Here is a 19848-nt window from a genome sequence, read left to right as displayed (position 1 = left end):
TCACACTATAATCTTTAGTATTGACTCCAAACCGCCTTGCAGCAGAATGGCATCTGGAACTAATCTTGCAGCCATGCGGATATAGTCAATAGCAAAGTTTCTACATGGAGTTCACGATGAATAAACCGACTATCGGACAACGCCTTAGCTTGGTGATTAAGGCCATGCGACTCAAGGATTACCAGTTTGCCACTAAGTATGGCATCTCCCGTGCCTCGCTTTCCCGCTACAAGCTAAACGAGAGATATCCCGATCCGGAGTTCTTAGAAGCACTCTCCAAAGATCAGATCAACATCCACTGGCTCTTTACAGGAAACGGCTCCATGCATGCCAAAGATGAGTTTCAAGAGCTCATCCAATCCATCCAGGCACCTACACCCCCAACCAATCCAGACAGCTCAATCCCCACCATAATCTCTCCAATCCTGCACCCTATCACCAATCAGGACTTCGATCCCACTAGATCTATCACCTTTCCCATAGTTGGAGAGATAGCTGCCGGACCGCCGATGGAGATCAAAGACGAGTGGAGTCAGGTGGGGCAGATCCAATTACCAGTCTCATTCCTGACCGGCAACCCCAAGCAATACACTGTCTTTCAAGTAAATGGCAGAAGCATGGAGCCCGTGATCCAGCATCAGGACATCGTGGTCATCAAGAGTGATCTGAGCTGGGAAAATGCTGATGGTAAAATTGCAGTTGTAAGGACTGACGATGGTCTCACCATCAAGAAGGTGCAGATCGATCACCGCAGGCAACAGATTGTCCTCCAACCATTTAATATAGACTATCCGGTTCTTGTTTTAGACTCGGATTGGAATTACGGAGCTTTCCTGATCGGCACAATCGCACTCCAATTGCGGTTTTTCTAATTTCAAAGTTCCGATTTCCCAACTGCTCTTTCCAAAGCTTGTCCAAACGCCTCGCTAATTTGCAGTAATAGTGTCAGCAAACAGTCCAAATACGTCCAAATCAGCGCTTGGACATTTCCATAACCAGTCCATCGCAACTCACCACCACATAAAGCCTTATCCCCACTTTCCCCTTGTGTCACAACTTGCAGCTTTGGGTGTCAGTTTATACAGGGGCTGAAAAAGCGCCGGGAAGACAACTAAAGTAGCATCGCGTTGCCCGGCGGACAAGGAAAATCATTGACATATTAGCAGTCTGTTTTTTTTGGGATTATCACAAACATATGAGGAGTATAAAAATGCTCAGGTATAAACTGCTTTCCAAGCTGCACCGGGCCACGGTTACCGAGTGCGATCTGAACTACAACGCCAGCATCCAGATAGACAGCGAGCTGCTGAAACTGAGCGGCATGCACGAGCATGAGCGCGTGGAGATCTGGGACGTGAACAACGGAGCGAGATTTTCCACCTACATCATCGCCGCGGCACCCGGCAGCCGCAAGATCAGCATCAACGGCGCCGCGGCCCGCATGGTGCATACTGGCGACAGGATCATCGTAGTCAACTACGGCCTGATGGACGAAGCGGAGATGGAAACTTACCAGCCCAGGATCATCATTTTGGGTGAGGGCAACGAACCGGTTAAATGATGCGTGTTTGCCAGACGGTGGCGGAACTGCGCCAGGCCCTGGCTGAGATCAGAGGGGACCTGAGGGTGGGTTTTGTGCCCACGATGGGCGCGCTGCACCGGGGCCATCTTTCCCTGGTGGAAAGGTGCGCGGTTGAGACCGATCTGAGTGTCGTATCCATCTATGTGAACCCCGCCCAGTTCGGTCCCCAGGAGGACCTGGGCAGATATCCGCGCGACCTGGAAGGCGATCTGGAACTGCTGGCCCGGCACAGGACCGACCTGGTTTTCTTTCCGGACGACGCGCAGATGTATCCCCCGGGGTATCGCACCTGGGTGGAAGTGGAGGGCCTTGCAAACGTACTCTGCGGGGCCAGCCGGCCCGGACATTTCCGGGGAGTGGCCACCGTGGTGCTGAAACTCACCCAGATCGTGAAGCCGGATCTGATGTTCATGGGCCTGAAGGATTTTCAGCAGATCGTGGTGCTGGAGCGCATGCTGCAGGACCTGAACAGCGAAACGCGCATCGCGCGCTGCCCCATCGTGCGCGAGGACGACGGGCTGGCCCTGAGTTCGCGCAACGTGTTTTTGAGCCCGGAGGAACGCGTCCGCGCCCGATGCCTTAGCCAGGCCTGGAAACAGGTGCGGGCGATGGTCGCCAGGGGCATCAGGGACAGCCGGGAACTGCTGGCGGAAGCGGAAAGAATTGTGCTGGAAGCCGGCGGAAAGATAGACTACATCAAGATCGTGGACTCCGACACCCTGGCCGACGCGGACCCGGTGGACCAGAATTCCCGCCTGCTGCTGGCCGTGAAGATCGGCAACACCAGGCTGATAGACAATTCTTCACTACCAGCTTGACAGCCGGACGGGCCGCAAAAACTTGACCCATCAAGCTTACCATATATACATTCCAGATATCACCCGCGAAAGTGGCGGAATTGGCAGACGCGCTGGACTTAGGATCCAGTGGGGTGATCCCGTAGGGGTTCGAGTCCCCTCTTTCGCACCATAACATTCAGGAGACAAAGTGCAAACAGAATTCAAACAGATCGACCCGACCACCAAAGAGATAGTTCTCACCGTGGAAACCGAAAGGGTGGACGCGGCCTACCAGAAATATCTGCGGAAAGCGGCCAAATCGCTGGAAGTGCCGGGATTCCGCAAGGGCAAGGCCCCGCTGAGCATGGTTATCAGGCTGCACGGCGACAGGATCAAGGACTATTTCGAGAAGGACTTCGTGGACGAAGCTTTTGGCGAAGCCGCGCGGGAGCATGAGATCCGCTTCCTGCTCTATCCGGAAGTGAAAGAGATCGAATGGCAGCAGGGATCAGAGATGAAGATCACCCTGGAGATCGAGCATGAACCGCCGGTGGAATTCAGGCAGCTGGACCATCTGCAGGTGCCCTTCCAGCCTCTGGTGCTGGAAGAGGAGGTGGAGAAATTCATCCAGAACCTCAGCACCGAGCACGCCACCGTCCAGGACGTGGAGTTGTCCATAGCCGGGGACATGGTGAAGGGCCACCTGATCTTTGAACAAAACGGCGCCGGGCATACCCGCGAAACAGCGCTTTACGCCGGCGACGAGGAGGTGGAGAATTTTCCCGGACAGTTCGTGGGTGTCCGCACCGGCGAGAAGGTCGAGGCGGAAGTGGATGGCAAAACAGTGGCCATGCTGCTGCCCCACGACAGCGAACTGGCTGTGGAGGATGACAAAATGTACGCCTGCAGCTTTGAAGTGAGCGCCATCACCCGCAACGTGGTGCCGGCCATTGACGACGAATTTGCCAAAGACATGGACTTTGCCGACCTGGCGGAAATGCGGGCCAAGATCGCGGAAGACATGAAAGCCAGGATCGAGCACAGCAACTTCGACGGCGAAAACTCCGCCATCCTGGCCAAACTTTACCACGACAACCAGTTTCCCCTGCCCAAAAAAACCCTGCAATACATCGTGGCCCAGGAGCTGGAAAACTACGACGAGAAATACCGGCATTTACTGCAGCAATACGTGATCGAAAAGGTGATGCAGGACATGGCCAGCATGTACCTTCTGGCCGCGCTGCAAAAACAGAGTGGAGTGGAATTCAGTGATGAGATGAGCGACGCCTACATAGAACACAAAGCCATCCTGGAAGACACCAATCCCGCCGCTTACCGCGAACACAACGAGGAAAAGATCGCCGGAGAGGACTTTCGCGAAGGCGCGCTGAACTATCACATCCTGCGCGGGATCGCCGCCACCTGCACATTTGTGGAGCCGGAGCCGGAACCGGAGCAGCCTGAAAACACCGAGTTTGAGGTTTCGCAGGAAACCGAGGAGGAAGAGGTATGAGCTACATTCCCATCGTGATCGAACAGGTGGGCCGCACCGAGCGGGCCTACGACATCTATTCCCGGCTGCTGAAAGACAGGATCGTCTTTGTCAGCGGCGTGATCGAGGACAACCTGGCCAATTCCATCGTGGCGCAGCTGCTGCATCTGGAAGGCGAGGATCCCGAACGCGACATCTACATGTACATCAACAGCCCCGGCGGGATAATCTCCTCCGGGCTGGCGATCTACGACACCATGCAGTACATCAAACCCAACGTGAGCACCATCTGCCTCGGCCAGGCCGCAAGCATGGCCGCGCTGCTGCTGGCTTCCGGCCATCACGGCAAGCGCACCGCCCTGCCCAACAGCCGCATCATGATCCACCAGCCTCTGGGTGGCGCGCAGGGCCAGGCCAGCGACATCGAGATCCAGGCCCGGGAGATCCTCTATCTGCGCGAGCGGATGAACGAGATCCTGCACAAACACACCGGCCAGGACCTGAAAAAACTGATCGATGACACCGACCGCAATTTTTACATGGACGCCCTTCAGGCCAAGGAATACGGCATCATCGACGAAATGATCGCCACCCGGAAATAACTTGACGGGATTTGAGGCAAAGCAATAGATGACCCCAGCGGCATCCAATCCGACCAATAAACCAGGAGGATTTCTTGGATAAGTTCAAGAACCTGAGCTGCTCATTCTGCGGCAGAAACGAGCTCGAGGTGAAAACCCTGATCCGCGGGATCGCGGGAAACATCTGCGACGAATGCATCGCCATGTGCCACAACATTGTGGTGACCAGCGTTCCGGAGACCACGGAAGAGGTGACCGACCTGCCCCGGCCCAGCGAGATCAAGAGCTATCTGGACCAGTACGTGATCGGCCAGGAACAGGCCAAAATGATCATCTCCGTGGCGGTTTACAACCATTACAAACGCATCTTCCGCCAGGAGAGGAACGACTCCATCGAGCTGGAGAAGAGCAACATCATGATGATCGGCCCCACGGGCTGCGGCAAGACCCTGATCGCGCAGACCCTGGCCAACTATCTGAAAGTGCCTTTTGCCATTTCCGACGCCACCACCCTCACTGAAGCCGGCTATGTGGGCGAAGACGTGGAAAACATCCTGGTGCGCCTGCTCCAAGCCGCGGATTATGACGTGGCCAAAGCCGAGCGCGGCATCGTTTACATCGACGAGATCGACAAGATCAGCCGCAAATCCGAAACGCCCTCGATCACCCGCGACGTCTCCGGCGAAGGCGTGCAGCAGGCTTTGCTGAAGATCCTGGAAGGCACCAAGGTGAACGTTCCGCCCAAAGGCGGGCGCAAACACCCGCAGCAGGACTTCATCGAGATGGACACCAAAAACATCCTCTTCATCGCCGGCGGGGCCTTCTTCGGCCTGGAAAAGATCATCAAGGAACGCCTGGACACCAAGGCTATCGGCTTTGACGTCAAGCTGGGCCGGGTGACTGAAGACTACAACATTTTTGACCAGACCGTCTCCCACGATCTGCTGAAATACGGGCTGATCCCCGAACTGATCGGCCGCATGCCAGTGCTCTGCACCCTGCACGAACTCAGCGAAGAAGCGCTGGTGGACATCCTCACCCAGCCCAAGAACGCCATCTGCAGCCAGTACAAGAAGTACTTCCAGATGGACGGCGTGGACCTGGAATTCGACCCCGACGCCCTGCGCGAGATCGCCAGCATCGCCATCAAGCAAAAAGCCGGCGCGCGCGGCTTGCGGGCCATCATGGAAAAGTTCATGCTGAAGATCATGTACGACATTCCGGACATGGAAAAGCTGCGTGGCTGCAAAATCAGCGCGGACGTGGTGAGCAAAGGCATTTCACCCGAATACACCTTCACCGGCAGTTCCGCCCGCAGGAAAGCGGCCGGGACCAGTTGATGGGCCCTGGCGATGAAACGCGGGCTGCTGCTGTTGCTACTGCTGGCCTTGGTGCTGCCGGTGCTGGCCTGCGTGGCCGCGGAAGGCGAGCTGAGGATCCGCAACCGCAGCGCTGACGAGATCTGGGTGAGCGTGGCCAATTCGGAACCGCGCAAGATCAGCGGCTGGTCGAACTGGTCGCTGTTTTACAAAGAAACCGCCATCCTCAGCGTGAGCTACATCGGCAACTACGTTTTTGCCGACGCGGTGGAGCAGACCGTGCGCCCGGGGCTAATCTCCACCGTGGACGTGCTCCCCTCCGGCGGCGCCATCGCCTTTGCCAACGATGCCGCGCTGGCCATTGCCGAGGTCTATATCTCCCCCACCGGCGATCTCGACTGGGGCCCGAACGACCTCGCCGGCGTCCTAAACCCCGGCCAGACCACCATCTGGACCGTTACAGAAGGTACCTGGGACCTGAAGCTGGTGGATGCGGACTACCGCGAATATTACAAATACGGCATCGCCGTGACTGCCAATCAGACCCAAAGCCTGAACTTTTATGAGTTTGGCAGGGAAGGCGACGCCAAAAACGCCTCCCTGGACCAGCCCTCAGACAATTAGAACAAGGAAGAACCATGACTGCTGAAATCACAGCGCCGCGCCGGGAACGCCTGGCCGCACTCCTTTCCGACGGCGAACACGTTATTGTCTTTGCCAATACCCAAGGCAAACTGCAAAAGTTTAGCCAGGACAAAAATTTCCTTTACCTCACTGGGCTCAACCATCCTGAACTGATCTATGTGGCGGGCAAATTTGGCGGTCGCTTCAACGAGATGCTCTTCATCGAACGCAGCGATCCCGAACGCATTGTCTGGGAAGGCGAAAAACTGGACGCGAAGGAAGCCACGGGGATCAGCGGGATCCAGCGCGTGCGCTATCTGGACGAGTTTTACCCCACCCTTTCCGCGATGTGTCCCTTCATGCAGGTGATCCATGCCAACCTCGGCTTCGCCGGCCTGAACCAGCCGCCCACCCTGGCCATGCACATGCTGCAGCCCGTGCGCGACCGCCATCCGCAGATCCAGATCAACCAGCTGAACGACCTCATCGCCCCGCTGCGCAAGCTCAAGGATGCCTGGGAGGTGAAGCAGCTGCAGAAGGCCATCGACATCACCGGCCAGGGCATCGAAGACATCGTGGGTTCCGCCACGGCAGGCATGATGGAATACGAGCTGGAAGCCACCCTCTTTTACCGCATGCAGGTAAGCGGGCTCCAGGCCTGGGGTTTTTCACCCATCATCGCCGCCGGGATCAACGCCGCCACCCTTCACTACGAAAAGAACAACTGCCGGGTGGGCGAAAATGAACTGGTGCTGATGGACGTGGGCGCCGACTGCAACGGCTACAGCGCCGACATCACCCGCTGTTTCCCCAGCGGCCGGAAGTTCACCGCGCGCCAAAAGCAGATCTACAGCCTGGTGCTGGAGGTGCAGAAAGAGGTGATCGCGGCCGTGAAGCCCGGGGTGACGCTATCCGAACTTAACGACATTACCAAAAAGGGACTGGCGCGGGGACTGATCTCCTTGGGCCTGATCGATTCCGAGGACCAGGTGGGCAGATATTACATGCACGGCGTGAGCCACTTTCTGGGCATGGACACCCACGACCTCGGCGGCCGCGAAGCCGCTCTGGAAGAGGGCAACGTGATCACCGTCGAGCCCGGGCTCTACCTTCCGGAGGAAAGCCTCGGCGTGCGCATCGAAGACGACGTGCTGGTTACCAAAACCGGCTCCAAAGTGCTTTCCGCCAAGATCCCCAAGGAGATCAAGGACATCGAGAAACTGCGCCGCCGGGTGAACGCGTCATGATCAGCAAAGCCATCTATCCCGGAACTTTCGACCCCATCACCCTGGGCCATGTGAACATCTTGGAAAAGGCCGCCAAACTCTTTGATCGGGTGATCCTGGCCGTGGCGGGCTACACGGGCAAGGAAAACCTGTTTGGCCTGGAAGAGCGCATCCGGCTGTGCTCGGAGGCTGTGAAACACATTCCCAACGTGGAGGTGCGGGGTTTTGAAGGCCTGGCGGTGGAGTTCGCCCGCGGGCAGGATTGCCGGGTGATGATCCGCGGCTTGCGCGCCGTTTCGGATTTTGAGTACGAGCTGGCCCTGGCCCTTACGAACACCAAGCTCGATCCCGCCATTGAAACCCTGTTTCTGGTGCCCAGCCTGCGCTACATGTACCTCTCATCTTCCATGATCCGCCAGCTGGCAGAGCTTGGCTCCGAACTCAAGGATTTCGTGCCGGAAAATGTGGCCCAAGCCCTCTCGGAAAAGCTGAAAGATGGCTAAGAAAGCGGATCCCGCCCCCAAAGACGTCACTCAGATCTCCGACCGCGCCCTGCCCACCGACGTGAACGCCGAAGCCGGAGTGCTTTCGGCCATGATCATCGATTCCAGCATGGTGAGCAAAGGCATCGAAACCATCAAGGAAGAATATTTTTCCCGTGCCGCCAACAAGCTGGTCTTCCGCGCCATCTGCGAGCTTTTCAACGAAGGCGTGGAAACCGACCCCGTAACCCTGGCCAGCCGCATGGAGCGCAACAACACCCTCGAAAAGGCCGGGGGAATACCCTATATCAACGATCTGGCCGACTTTGTGGTCTCGAGTGCCAACTTCGACTACCACCTGAACATCCTCACCGAGAAAGCCCTGCTGCGGCATCTGATCGTGGCCTGCAACGGCATCATCGAATCCTGCTACAGCTCGCCCAAATCCGTGAAGGACATCGTCGACGAGGCCGAGCAGGAGATCTTCAGAATAGCCGAACTCCCTCACCATCAGGGTTTCCAGCGTTTCGACGAGATCAGCCACGAGGTGCTGAAGACCATCGACGCCATCGCCACCTCGAAGATCCCGGTGGTGGGCGTTCCCAGCGGCTACGGCGACCTGGACCGCCTCACCGGCGGGTTCCGGCCAGGCCAGTTCATCATCATAGCCGCGCGCCCCGCCATGGGCAAAACATCCTTGGCCCTGAACATCGCTTCCCACGCCGCGGTGAACATGGGTAAAACAGTGGCCATCTTCACCATGGAAATGGCCGCCGACGAAGTGATCATGCGCATGTTCAGCAGCGCTTCAGAAGTGAACATGGACGCCATGCTCAAGGGTTACGGGATGAACGAGGAAAAGCTCATCCGCATCATGCAGGCCTCCGAAGTGCTCTCCGCGAAACCCATCTACATAGACGAATCCGGCACCAACACCCCTCTGGACATCCGCGCGAAAACGCGGCGTCTGGCCGCCGACGCCGGAGGCATCGACCTGGTCATCATCGACTATCTGCAGCTGATGACCCTGCCCAAGGACCGCGACAGCCGCCAGCAGGAGATCTCGGAGATCTCACGCGCGCTGAAGATCCTGGCCAAGGACATGAAGATCCCGGTGGTGGCCCTATCCCAGCTCAACCGCATGCTGGAAACCCGCGAGGAAAAACGCCCCCGCCTGGCTGACCTGCGTGAGTCCGGAGCCATCGAACAGGACGCCGACCTGGTGATGTTCATCTACCGGGACGATTATTACTTCGGCGAGAAATCGGAAAAACCCGGCGTCGCGGAAGTGATCGTGGGAAAAAACCGCCATGGCTCCACAGGCTCGGTTGACCTCGGCTTTGTAAAGGAATACACCCTCTTCCGCAGCATCGACACTGCGCATGAAACTTGATTTCCTGGCCGGTGTGGGCGCTTTCACCATCTTCAACGGCAGGGTGCTGAAACGCCTGCCTCATCTGGGCAAAAGGCGTCAGGAACTTGTAATCCAGATCAAGCGCATCGGCGTGGATTCCCTGCCGCTGATCGCCCTCACCTCTTCCTTCACCGGCCTCGTGACCGCGCTGCAGCTTGTCTATCAGGGACGCGGCTACATTCCGGACCACCTCTTCAGTGTATTGATCAGCAAATCCACCATGATCGAGCTGGCGCCGGTGCTCACGGCCCTGGTGATGACCGGCAAGGTGGGGGCTGCCATAGCCGCGGAGATAGGCTCCATGAGGGTTAGCGAGCAACTGGATGCCCTCAGCAGCATGAGTGTGGAACCCGAGGAATTTCTCTACCTGCCCCGCATCGCGGCCGGCGTGGTGGCCTTTCCCCTGCTCACCATCTTCGCCAACGTGGTCGGCATCGGCAGCGCTTGGTTTTTCAACTGGCTGCGCAACGGCATCCACTACCACACTTTTTTCAACAACATCCGCAGCTACTTTCAAACCTTCGATCTGCTGAGCGGCATCGTGAAAGCGATCGTGTTCGGCTTCGTGATCACTTCCCTGGCCTGTTTTTTTGGCGACCGCACCAGAGGCGGCGCCGAGGGCGTGGGACGCAGCACCATGCTAACCGTGGTCTATAGCGCCGTGTGGGTGCTGGTGATGGATTTCATCGTGGCTTTCGTGATCTTGGGCAGCGTGTGATGCAAGCACGCAAGCTGATCCCCGCCGCCACCGCGGTCACGCTCGCTTTGCTGCTGGCCTGCGGAGATTGCAAGCCCAAACCTGAACCGAAAGCGGAAAAACCCGCCCCGACCAGCTCTCTGACCATCTTCGCCCTGCAGCACATCCGCTCCTCCGGCTTCGAGGCTGCCGTCCTCAAGGACTTCGGGGCCAAAAACAACACCGCTCTGAACGTGGTGATCTTCCCGGACCTGATCTCACTGATGGATTCCCTCAGCGTGTCCGACAGCCTGGCCAATGCCGACCTCGTGCTGGGGCTGGACAGCTCGTTCGCCATCTCCGACACCATCCTGGATCCCTTTGCCGCCCTACCGGAGATCGCGCTCTCGGAAATCAGCCACGAGATCCCCCGCGACCCGGACCAGCGCCTCATCCCCTACGCCAGCGCCAATCTGAGCTTCATCTGCGACACCCGTAAATTTCCGGACCCGCCCCGGTCTTTTGGCGAACTCCAGGACGCGCGCTATTTCAACCAACTGGCCCTCTGCGATCCCTCCGCCACCGGCCTGGGCCGCGCTTCCCTGCTCTGGACCGTGGCCCTGTTTGGAGAGCGCGGATACGAGCAGCTTTGGAATAGCTTCCGTAAAAATGTCCGCCATCTCTATGCCGACCATCATGAAGCCTTGAACGCTCTGCGGAAGGGAGATTGCGGCCTGATGATCGGCTACAACTCTGTTCCGGCCTGGATCAGCGAGTTTTACCCCTCCGAAAGCCACATCCAGGCTGTGATCCCCCAGGAAGGATCGTTTCGCCACACCGAATACGCCGCCCTGTGCAAAGGCGCCGCCAACCGCGCCACCGCCCTGCTTTTCCTGCGCCATCTGATCTCCGCGGAAACCCAGCAATTTGTGATGTTCAAGCTGGCCATGCTGCCCGTGAACGGACGCACCCCCCTGCCGAGAGGCTTTGCCCGTGTGCCCTGGAGCGTTTACAGCGTCAACAGCCGCCTGGATAGGTATGAAGCAGCCCAAAACCTGCCCCTCTGGCTGGAAAACTGGGATCGCCTGATCAAAAGCCTCCCCGGCCTCTGAAGATGCTGTCCCTGCCGCCAGTGGACCTGAACGTGGTTCTGTATGAACCGGAAATACCGGCCAACACCGGTAACATCGGCAGGCTCTGCGTGGGCACCGGAGCCACTCTGCACCTCATCCAGCCCTGCAAATTCCTGCTCACGGACAAGGCGCTCAAACGGGCCGGGTTGGATTATTGGGAACACCTGGAACTGAGGCTGCACAAGGATTGGGAGGAGATCCCCCTCCTCTGCCCACCGGAGAGGATCTGGCTCTGCAGCACCAAAGCCCGGCGCAGCTATCTGGACGCGCGCTATCAACCGGGCGATTTTCTGGTCTTTGGTCCCGAATCGCGCGGCCTGCCGCGAACACTTCTGGAGGCTTACCCCTCACAAACCCTGACCATACCCATGCACCCCCAAATCCGCTCGCTGAACCTTTCCAACGCCGTCGCCATAGTCTTGTTCGAAGCGCTGCGCCAGATCGGCTGTCCCCGGGGCTGAGCCAGATCTGGCGGCGTGAGCCAGGGGAAACAAACTCCAGCTGGGAATATTTTGTGGCTCAAGTTCATTTATGGTGGGTAAACTCTAGTACCCTATCCGTCATTCCAGCGCAGGCTGGAATCCAGGTCTTTTATCGGGTTCGTAGCGCAGCATGCCAATGCTGCTTTTTGGCTTTTTGCAGGATCGGAATCCTGCGCCACGGGGCTTTTCTGGATCCCAGCCTACGCTGGGATGACGGACCCACTCTATTTGAACATGAGCCTATTTTGTCACCCAATCCACCTGGTTTGACATCAAGCCCCAAAGAAATGGGCCCGGGTGTTGATCCCGGGCCCTTCTGATGTATGCAGATTTTTTAGAGTCAGAACTGAATGTCATCAAGTTCCAGCGGGGTGAGCATCAGCGCTTCACCATCGCCGAAATCACGCCAGAGTTCATAAACGCGGATATAGTCTCCCAGAAATTCGTCCAGGGCGGCATTCCGCAGGGACGTTCCGAGGGGATTTCCCTGGAGTTTGATCTGCACGCCCGCCTGGGAGGTGGTGGCGTCCACAAGCTTGATGTGGCCTTTGATGCCGGTGAGTTCGCGCATTTCCTCCACAGCGGTGTCGAGGCCGCCAAGCGCGTCCACAAGCCCGTTCTCCAAGGCCTGTTCGCCGGTCCAGACGCGACCCTGGGCGATGGCGTGCACCTGGTCGTAATCCAAACCGTCGCGTCCGGCGTCCACTTTCCTCACGAAATCTTCGTAAACGGCTTCAATGTATCCGGACATCCGGCTTTGCTCTTCCTCGCTCCAATAGCGGTGGGTGGCTCCGACATCGGCGTTGGCGCCTTTCTTCACAGTGGACCAGTTCACGCCGAGCTTGTCGTAGAGCTTCGGCAAGGCGAACGAGAGCCCGATCACCCCGATGGAGCCGGTGATGGTGGCAGGCTCGGCCACGATGCGGTCCGCCCCGCAGGCGATGTAATAGCCGCCGGAACCGGCCACGCCGGCCATGGAGACCACCACGGGCTTCTTGTTTTCGCTTTGGGCCAGTTGGAGTTCACGCAGGATGATGTCCGAGGCCTGGGCCGAGCCGCCGCCGCTGTCCACGCGCAGGATGATGCCTTTGTACATGGGGTTTTTCCGCGCGGCGCGAATCAGTTTCACCGTGTTTTCGTGGGCGATCACGAAGCCGGGCTCGCCTTTGCCCATCACGATGTTGCCCTGGGCGTAGATCACGGCAATGAGGTTCTCGCGGGGCTGGCTCCAGCTATGATCGATATATTGGGGAACGCTGCCCTGGGTTCCGGCAAAGCTGAATTCGTCCTTCAGCAGCTTGTTGAGTTCGTCTTCATAGATCACCTTGTCCACCAGGCCCGCCGCGAGGGCGTCTGAGGCCAGGTAGTAAGGACCGGCGTCGATGGTTTCCTGCACGGAGCTTTTCAGTTTGTCGCCCCGTCCCGCGTTCATGGCGGCTGCCATCTGGTCGTAGATGCTCTGCAGCAGGGAATCGTAAACCTCACGCTCGGCCGCGGTCATCTCAGTTTCGGAAAACATGTTGCCGGCGTTTTTGTATTTGTGGCTGCGGAAGTTCATCACCTCCACGCCCAGGCTGTCCAGCAATTCCTTGAAGTAGGGGCTGGTGGTGGAAAGGCCGCGCAGGTCCACCGCTCCCAGCGGATTTAGATAGATGGCGTCGGCGATGGAGGCGGCGAAGATGTAGCCGGCGTTGCCTATATTGTCGAAATAAAAGACGACGTTCTTGTCGGCGGCCTTGAATTCCTGGAAGGCGGCGGTGAGTTCCTGCAGCAGGGCGTAGGAAGTGGAAAAAGAAGGATTCTTGAGCAGGATGCCGTGCACGGAGGGATCGTCTTTGGCCCGGTTGATGTCGGCGATCACGCTTTCTATGCTTTTGCTCTGGTCGTCCATGATCCTGATCTTGCCGAAACTGTATTGCGGTCCGGCGTAGGTCTTGATCTCCCCTCCCAGCTTCATCGCGTACCAGTTTGTGCCGCGCAGGCCCAGGAAGGGGCGGAACACGTTGTCCGTGAAATGGATGTAGGGCACACTGATGTGATCGGTGGCGGATTTTCCGGTGGCGATGGCGCCGAGGTCGGTCTTGCCGAGGCTGAGGCTGAAGTTCATCCAGGCGGTTTGCTTGTCCAGATTGTAGGAAGCGCCGATGTTCAGGCCATCCACTATCCTGGTGTGAGCGCCTACCACGAGGTCGTTGAACCCGTAGCCGCTGCCGCCGTCCTTGTCGTAATCGATATCCGCGCTCAGTTCCAATCGCTCGTCCCTGATCCCTTTAACAAAGGCCAGGGGCCTCAGCGCCGCGCCGGCGTGGTAGGCCGGGGATTGTTGATAGGGGTTGTCCAGCCGGAGGGCCAGAGAGGTTGAGCCGTGGGGCCTGTAGGTGAGGGCGCTGCGCCAGTCGCCGTGGCCGATGTCGCCGTTGGCCCAGCGGTAATGCGTGCCCAGGTAGAGGTTTGGCAGAATGTTCCGGGGCAGCATTTCGGTGCCCAGGGCCAGGGTGTGGAAATTCATGCCGTTGTCGGCCCCATCCTTGGTGTATTCATAGGTGTAGCTGAGGTTGTCCAGATTGGCGAAGATCCAGTAGTGCTGGCGGAATTTCCAGTCGGCGAGCGTGTGGGCCCAGCCCAGTCCGCTGGCGTGGCCGGTTCCCAGCAGGGAGGGATTGGCCAGCGGGATGAAGAGGTTGTCGATGCTGGCGGTGGGATGATCCAGCCCGGTGAGGTCAAGGTCTTGCCACGCGGGTGTTTGGGCGCAAACGATCGCGGGTAGAGAGAGAAGGAGCAACAGGCTCCCCAGGATATGTTTCATTCATCCTCCTCGGTGAACAGAATGATCTGAATGTTTCCGGCCCGTTCCGGTCTGCCTTCAGTGCGGCTTTCCATGGTCCGGAATTCCAGCCCGGGAGCGATTCCCGGCCTTGGCATTTCATTTTCAGTTGTGGCTTTTTTGTCAATATAAATCATCTTCAGCTTAGCTCCCTAAACTTGTAAAGCCAGGCCCCGGCCACGGTGAAAACCGCGCTGAGAGCCAGCTTGAGCGCCGAAGTCCAGGAAAGGATCGTATCCCAGCCCCTGCTGATCACAGCTTGGACATCGGGCGCTTCCAGCACGCCAACAGATGGATCGATCTCCACCTTCAGGGCCACCATCCTGCCCAGAAACTCGAACAGCGAGGGAATGCGCCAGCCGGTGGTGTAGTTCAGCACGCCGATCACCACCTCGATGGCCAGCAGCACCAGAAGCCCCATCAGGAAAGACTTGCGTTTGAAAACGCCCGCGAACAGCCAGGCCAGCGAACCCACGAACAGGATCGTGAGGCTGCCGCCAACAAAGGATTGCAGCCAGCCCGTGAGGCCGTAGTGGAATTCCCCGGAAAACATCTGGCGGCCCACTGCCGTGATCACAACCGCGTTCAGCAGCGACAGGACGCCGAACAACAGGATCACTGCCAGGCTTACAAGCAGGAACTTGCTGCCGGCGATCTTCAGAAATGAGACCGGCTGGGAAAAGTGCAGGATCTCGCAGCGGCGCTTGAAGCCGCCGTTGATCACGCTATCCGCCAAACCAGCCGCGCTGAGCAAGGAAACAAAGCCCAGCAAGGTGGTGATGGCGGCCGCCGTTCCATACAGCATGAAGGCGTCATAACCTGCGGGCATTCCAGAAACCTGCATCAGCGCGCCCAGATCGTGCCCCCGGATCAGGCTGATGATCCAGCCGATCAGGGCGGTAACGTACACTCCGCCGGTTATCCACAGCGGGATCAGGACCCCCGCCCAGTTGGTGTCCCATTCTTTTTTTAAAAGAGCTTTACACTGTTTCATCTGTTCCTCCCACCACGGACAGGAAAAGGTCCGCGAGATTGGCCCGGTTGTAGCCGGCGCCGGGGATGTCCACCTCGGAATCCAGCACCGCGCTGGTCATTCCCAGGGTGTGGGAAACCAGGCGGGGTTTGTAGTTGAGGATCTCGGGCTCCCGGTCGCTGGGCAGGGTGACCACCCGCAGCCGGCTTTTCAGGCTTTCCATATCTTCGTGCAGCAGGATCCTCCCGCGGTCGATGAAGATCACTTCCTGCAGCAGGTCCTCCACCTCCTCCGCCTGATGGGTGGAGATGAGGATGGTCTTGCTCTCGTCGAAGAACTCGCCCAGGATGGTGTTGAAAAACTCCTTGCGGAAGGCGATGTCCAGACCCAGGGTGGGTTCGTCAAGCAGCAGGAACCTCACATCCAGCGACAGCGTGATCAACAGGTAGAGCTTCGTTTTCATGCCTTTGGAAAGTTTGCCCACCTTGAACTTCGGGGGCAGGTTGCTGATGGCGAGCAGCTTCTGGGCCCGTCCGTCGTTCCAGCGGGGATTCACACCCCGGATGTAGTCGATGGTCTGGCGCACGGTGAGGCGGTCGTCCAATCCACTCACGTCCGGGATGAAGGCCACTTCCTCAAACACGCGGTGGTCCCGGTGTTTGATCTCCCTCTCCCCCAGCTTCACGCTGCCCTCGTGGTTCAGAAAACCCAGCAGACAGCGCATCAGGGTGGATTTTCCCGCTCCGTTCTTGCCCAGCAAACCGATGATCCGGCCGCTGCCCAGGTTCAGATTTACATCGTCCAGGGCTTTGAACTTGCCGTAGTACTTGCTCAGGTTGTTGGTTTGGTAGATGAATTCACTCATCCTTTCCTCCATATATCGTGTTTAAGCTTTGCATGATCTGTGCTTTGGGCAGCTCCAACTGCCGGGCTTTGCGCAGCACCGGCTCCAGGCTGTCCGTGATGAAATCTTTTCCGCGGGCACTGATGATCAGTTCCCTCGCGCCAGGGGCCACAAACATCCCCACCCCCCGCTTTTTCTCCAGCACGCCTTCCTCCACCAGAAGGCTGAGGGCGTTGCCCACCGTGATGGGATTCAGCCCGTACTCGCTGGCCATCACTCTCAGGGAGTGGATCTGCGCCTCTTCGGCCAGCGTCCCTTCCAGGATCAACTCCTCGATGTGGGCTCGCAGCTGCAGGTAGATCGGCGTGTCGCCGTTGAATATCTTCATAACCACCTCTGTAACGTTATTTACCGTAGTATCACCGTAGCGATGTAGCCAAGTATTACACTACCACATTCCTGTCAAGATTTTTTTTGCTTTTTGCTCCAATTGGCCTTTCGGAAACGAGGTGGATGCTGCCTGTAAATCTTTTCTGAAGCGTGTATTGGTGGATGTTGATTTTTTTTCTCATTATCAAATGGAGTGGATGCGACTGCCTTTATCCAGGTCATCCTGTTCATCCCTATTCTCTTTCCGAAATTCCCTCCCCCGGTAGATCCCCGCCTGCTGTGCGGCGATCATTCGGGGGCGATGCGGGGAACATATTCGCGCTGGTAAACATACCCCAATAAACGAGCATATGAGAAAACATGGATGCGCGGAAAAAACATGAAGCGCTCAATTCCAGCATCCAGCCCTTTCCTGGGTCCTCACGCTTCCCGGTTTGGGAGCATTTTTCCCTACAACCCGGTTTTTTCATCCGTTCATATGTTTCAAAGGGATGAGGAGCAGGCCTCTTTGAAGCAGCTTACCGAGGGCAGCAAGCTGGATGAGGAACGCCACCTGCTGAAGAACCTCCAAAAGGCGCCGGAGCCGGGACTGGAGCATTCCCGCCTGCTCTGCAAATCCCGCCTGCCCTAGCGGGTCTTCCGCAAGTGCGTGGAGAGCTTGGTGGAAAAGCAGGCGACACTCTGCCATAAGGACGAGATCGGTTACATGAACAGGGTCAGCGTGAAGTGTTACCTCAATCCCGCCTTGGAGTAAGTGGACATCAACTGACCGTTACGGAGATAAGGGGCTGCCAAAAGCGGCCCCTTTTTTGGGCTATGAATTCTATGAATTCTATCAATTCTATCAATTCCCTATACACGGCCCCTTTTTTCTAGGCTATGAATTCTATGAATTCTATCAATTCTATCAATTCCCTATACACGGCCGCCCCGGCTGTCGTTTTTGGGAGGGTAATGGTAAAACCTGGACGCAAGACACTATATTACATATATATACCTATATAACTACTAATACCTACTAATTTAGTATATATTATACATATGTATATATACACCAGTATATTAGATATCCATCATCCCGGTCCTGGACGGAGAGGTTGAAAAGGGGCCGTGTATAAGGAATTGATAGAATTGATAGAATTGATTGAACTGATTACCGCATATTCACAGAATCCTCTGTTCCGGTCAATGTCATCCCGGACTCCGGGATCCAGAAAGACCTGGATGCCAGCTTGCGCTGGCATGACGGACAGCCCCGTAGCGCAGGATGCCGATCCTGCGAAAAGCCAAAACGCAGCATTGGCATGCTGCGCCACGGCCACGCCACCCCGTTAAAAGAACCGGATGCCAGACTGCGCTGGCATGACGTAGCTGGAGTCGAGCGACGCAGGAGCATCGACTACAGCAGAACCCTCATTCACCGGACCCAAACCCACGCCATTCCGGAACGGAGCGCCTCTGGCGGGAAGAGACGTCGGGGTCCTCGCCGGACAACTTGTAGGCCGGTGGGGTGAAACGGATCCAGCCCTTGCGGGAATAGCCAGTCCAGGAGGGCATTACCCGGACCGTCTGGATTCCGGGTCTGGCTTCACCACCCGGAACAACGGAGAGCGTAAAGGCAATTGAAAGATCTGCATCCAGCCGATCTCGCAACCCACTCGGTTTGCAAAACAGCCAAAATTAGTGTCAAGCTTATTCTCTTATTCTGTAATGAGTAAGGATTGATTCATGATACTGGCGATCCGGTGATGTGAGCGTTGGAGTCGCTCCCTGTGAGGCCAATGCCCCCGACAGACTGGATTGTTTTCCTGCGTTCGGAATTACAGTGGTTTGAGGCTGGGCGGGGGTTGGCCTGGATCCCCTTGCCGACATGGAAAAAAAGAAATCTTGACAGAATAAAACCATGCCGCGAGCGTGCTTTTTTTAAGTTCATAAATCCGGGAATGACATGAACAAGAATAAATACGGACATGATGATCGGTTGCCCGCTTGCTTCCCCGTACGCGGAGAACAGCTCTGGGCAAGATATCCGGCGGAAACGGGGCTGGCGAGTTTTTTTCCATGCCGTGGTAATTGCGGATGAACAAAGCGCTTCTGATCCTGTTGGTTTTCCTGGCCGCGGCTGCGGCGGCCGGCGGCGAGAAGATCTCCCTGGCCCAGTATTACCCCTGGTGGAGTCAGCTGCGCTGGGATTATAGGACCCAGGAAGGCGATAAGACCTTTACCCAGGTGGTCACCTGCATCCTGCCCAAAGACAGCAAGAAAGCAGGCTGGGACTTTTATCTGGACACCCGCAGCGTTCGCCACACCAAGTATTATTACAAGGTCGACGGCGACTGGATCTATCTGGTGCGCATCGACGTTAAATCGAACCTCTTCCCCATTCCGCTCACCTTCCACGTGAAACCCCGCATGCCGGCGTTTCCGCTGAAGATCAACGATGTGAACACCTTCAATTGGCACTGGGAAGGCAAATACACCTCCGTGCTGGTGAAAAAGACATTCACGGCGGACTTCAAGATGAAGCGGAACGTGCCGGTGGATACCTACAAAGGCACCATGACCGGCCTGAAACTCTACGCCACCTACACCGATGGCGACACGGTGGACCACCTGGAATCCTGGCATGTGAAAGACCTTGGCCTGGTCTACTTTTCCGGCCCCAACCACTTCAAGCACCTGTTCAAGATAAAGACCTGACGCGCCTCCGGCAGCACGATCTGGAGGAAAAGGGGATGAAGAGACAAGGCTGACGGCGCGGCAGGGTGGAACAGATCAACAGGTGAACAGATGAACAGGGTCTTTAAGCGTGAAAAGGTGTTAGGGTGATAAGTTGAAAGAGTGTAACGCTGTCCCGGGCTGTTCAATTTGAAAACCCGTCAGCTAAGTCATTCCGGGACGACGCAGTCGGACCCGGAATCCAGACGTTCCGGGTAATGCCCTGGGAGGGTGTCGATGCATACTGCGTCTGGATCGATCCCGCATTGGCCTGTGTCTGGGTGGGCTATTCCTGCCAAGGCTGCATCC

18 protein-coding genes and 1 tRNA gene are annotated in these 19848 nt (G+C 57.3%); 15 read left to right on the top strand and 4 right to left on the bottom strand.

Annotated features, from left to right (window positions below; genetic code table 11):
- The first annotated feature begins 116 nt into the window (after window positions 1-116).
- From LHW45_06275 to LHW45_06210, 14 genes are all read left to right on the top strand, one after another.
- Window positions 117-872 (top strand): hypothetical protein, encoded by a 756-nt coding sequence (locus LHW45_06275; protein ID MCB5285179.1) that lies wholly within the window; start codon window positions 117-119, stop codon window positions 870-872.
- 338 nt (window positions 873-1210) lie between these two features.
- On the top strand, window positions 1211-1561 hold the full coding sequence (locus LHW45_06270) for an aspartate 1-decarboxylase (GenBank protein MCB5285178.1): 351 nt from the start codon (window positions 1211-1213) through the stop codon (window positions 1559-1561).
- Window positions 1561-2400 (top strand): pantoate--beta-alanine ligase, encoded by an 840-nt coding sequence (gene panC, locus LHW45_06265; GenBank protein ID MCB5285177.1) that lies wholly within the window; start codon window positions 1561-1563, stop codon window positions 2398-2400. The genes LHW45_06270 and panC overlap by 1 nt, the downstream gene beginning before the upstream one ends.
- Window positions 2401-2465: 65 nt before the next feature.
- Window positions 2466-2551 (top strand) — tRNA-Leu (locus LHW45_06260).
- Between the two features lie 18 nt (window positions 2552-2569).
- Window positions 2570-3874, top strand: a complete 1305-nt coding sequence (locus LHW45_06255) for a hypothetical protein (GenBank protein ID MCB5285176.1) — start codon at window positions 2570-2572, stop codon at window positions 3872-3874.
- Window positions 3871-4455: an ATP-dependent Clp endopeptidase proteolytic subunit ClpP gene (gene clpP / locus LHW45_06250; protein ID MCB5285175.1), complete on the top strand. Its 585-nt coding sequence runs from the start codon at window positions 3871-3873 to the stop codon at window positions 4453-4455. The genes LHW45_06255 and clpP overlap by 4 nt, the downstream gene beginning before the upstream one ends.
- Before the next feature lie 74 nt (window positions 4456-4529).
- A complete protein-coding gene (gene clpX / locus LHW45_06245) occupies window positions 4530-5774 on the top strand; it encodes an ATP-dependent Clp protease ATP-binding subunit ClpX (GenBank protein ID MCB5285174.1) in 1245 nt (414 codons plus the stop codon).
- Between the two features lie 12 nt (window positions 5775-5786).
- The gene (locus tag LHW45_06240; GenBank protein MCB5285173.1) at window positions 5787-6377 is read left to right on the top strand and encodes a hypothetical protein; all 591 of its coding nucleotides are present in this window, start codon (window positions 5787-5789) and stop codon (window positions 6375-6377) included.
- A gap of 14 nt (window positions 6378-6391) precedes the next feature.
- Window positions 6392-7624, top strand: a complete 1233-nt coding sequence (locus LHW45_06235) for a Xaa-Pro aminopeptidase (protein MCB5285172.1) — start codon at window positions 6392-6394, stop codon at window positions 7622-7624.
- The gene (gene coaD, locus LHW45_06230) at window positions 7624-8106 is read left to right on the top strand and encodes a pantetheine-phosphate adenylyltransferase (GenBank protein ID MCB5285171.1); all 483 of its coding nucleotides are present in this window, start codon (window positions 7624-7626) and stop codon (window positions 8104-8106) included. The genes LHW45_06235 and coaD overlap by 1 nt, the downstream gene beginning before the upstream one ends.
- On the top strand, window positions 8099-9478 hold the full coding sequence (gene dnaB / locus LHW45_06225) for a replicative DNA helicase (GenBank protein MCB5285170.1): 1380 nt from the start codon (window positions 8099-8101) through the stop codon (window positions 9476-9478). The genes coaD and dnaB overlap by 8 nt, the downstream gene beginning before the upstream one ends.
- A complete protein-coding gene (locus tag LHW45_06220) occupies window positions 9468-10217 on the top strand; it encodes an ABC transporter permease (protein MCB5285169.1) in 750 nt (249 codons plus the stop codon). Before dnaB ends, LHW45_06220 begins: the two co-directional genes overlap by 11 nt.
- Window positions 10217-11287, top strand: coding sequence for a thiamine ABC transporter substrate-binding protein (locus LHW45_06215; protein ID MCB5285168.1), 1071 nt, complete (start codon window positions 10217-10219; stop codon window positions 11285-11287). The genes LHW45_06220 and LHW45_06215 overlap by 1 nt, the downstream gene beginning before the upstream one ends.
- 2 nt (window positions 11288-11289) lie before the next feature.
- Window positions 11290-11769: a tRNA (cytidine(34)-2'-O)-methyltransferase gene (locus LHW45_06210; GenBank protein MCB5285167.1), complete on the top strand. Its 480-nt coding sequence runs from the start codon at window positions 11290-11292 to the stop codon at window positions 11767-11769.
- Window positions 11770-12130: 361 nt separating this feature from the next.
- Here the strand turns inward: LHW45_06210 and sppA are convergent, their stop codons facing one another.
- The 4 genes from sppA to LHW45_06190 form a co-directional block, all read right to left on the bottom strand.
- Window positions 12131-14596, bottom strand: coding sequence for a signal peptide peptidase SppA (sppA, locus tag LHW45_06205; GenBank protein MCB5285166.1), 2466 nt, complete (start codon window positions 14594-14596; stop codon window positions 12131-12133).
- Window positions 14597-14753: 157 nt separating this feature from the next.
- Window positions 14754-15608 (bottom strand): hypothetical protein, encoded by an 855-nt coding sequence (locus LHW45_06200; protein MCB5285165.1) that lies wholly within the window; start codon window positions 15606-15608, stop codon window positions 14754-14756.
- Window positions 15595-16452 carry an ABC transporter ATP-binding protein gene (locus LHW45_06195; GenBank protein MCB5285164.1) on the bottom strand — a complete coding sequence of 286 codons (858 nt, stop codon included), beginning with the start codon at window positions 16450-16452 and terminating at the stop codon, window positions 15595-15597. Before LHW45_06195 ends, LHW45_06200 begins: the two co-directional genes overlap by 14 nt.
- A complete protein-coding gene (locus LHW45_06190) occupies window positions 16445-16819 on the bottom strand; it encodes a GntR family transcriptional regulator (protein ID MCB5285163.1) in 375 nt (124 codons plus the stop codon). The genes LHW45_06195 and LHW45_06190 overlap by 8 nt, the downstream gene beginning before the upstream one ends.
- Before the next feature lie 2081 nt (window positions 16820-18900).
- On the opposite strand from LHW45_06190, the gene LHW45_06185 reads away from it, so the two are divergent.
- Entirely contained in the window at window positions 18901-19521 is a 621-nt protein-coding gene (locus LHW45_06185; GenBank protein ID MCB5285162.1) for a hypothetical protein, read from the top strand.
- Window positions 19522-19848: the final 327 nt, after the last annotated feature.

It is taken from the genome of Candidatus Cloacimonadota bacterium (assembly GCA_020532085.1).
Lineage (GTDB): Bacteria > Cloacimonadota > Cloacimonadia > Cloacimonadales > Cloacimonadaceae > Syntrophosphaera.
Note: the sequence above shows the minus strand (reverse complement) of the source record. Positions and strands in the feature narration are given on the sequence as shown.